This window comes from Acinetobacter sp. LipI_23 (assembly GCF_058243045.1).
The window spans coordinates 1-764 of record NZ_JBZAYJ010000014.1 but is presented as its reverse complement, the minus strand read 5'-3'; the positions used below and the strand labels follow the sequence as shown (position 1 = coordinate 764).

1 protein-coding gene is annotated in these 764 nt (G+C 37.6%); it reads right to left on the bottom strand.

The features are described 5' to 3' along the window. The coding region (locus AC4CVD_RS18615; protein WP_490753684.1) for a glutathione S-transferase family protein at positions 1-629 on the bottom strand (629 nt) is incomplete at its 3' end. Between the last annotated feature and the right edge of the window lie 135 nt (positions 630-764).

Here is a 764-nt window from a genome sequence, read left to right as displayed (position 1 = left end):
CTTTTCACACCATTTTGTTCAATTTGTACTGCGGCTTGCCAGCTAGGTAGTTGGCTTAAACCTGCTACATAACGTTGGATATGGGGATAATTTCCACCTTGTCCCATATGATAAACTAAAGCATGTAGTCCAAAGCCCATCATAAAGTCAGCACCGGTTAAACGGTCTGCCACTAGAAATTCTTTATCTTTTAAATATTCATTTAAATGGCCAAATACTTTATCGAACTCAACTTGAGTATAATTTTCTAGAAATACCAACTTCGTACCCTGCTTGGTTTCTATCGCATTAAACGTTTTTAACAAAAATGGCAGCATGGCCGAGCTTTCTGAGAAATGAATCCACTGTAGATAATCGACATAGGTAGATTCATCCATATCTGGTGCTAAATGCGGCGCAAGTTTCTGAATTAATAACTCAACGATCGCACCCGACTCTGCAATAACTTTGCCATCCCATTCCAATACTGGAGATTTCCCTAAAGAATGAATGGTTTTTAAAGAGTCAGGGGCCAAATGCGTGTTTGAGTCACGATAATAGCGTTTCAACTCATAAGGCTGCTTGATTTCTTCAAGTAACCACAAAATGCGAAAAGAACGTGATTGATCTAAATGATGTAGTGTGATCATGATAATTCCTATTTTTTAAATTTTTACAACCACTTTGCCAAAGTTTTCTCCTTTCAACATACCATTGAAAGCATTGATCGTGTTATCTAAACTGAACCGTACCAGGTACGTCGGAGACTTTTTTATTTAAGTTAG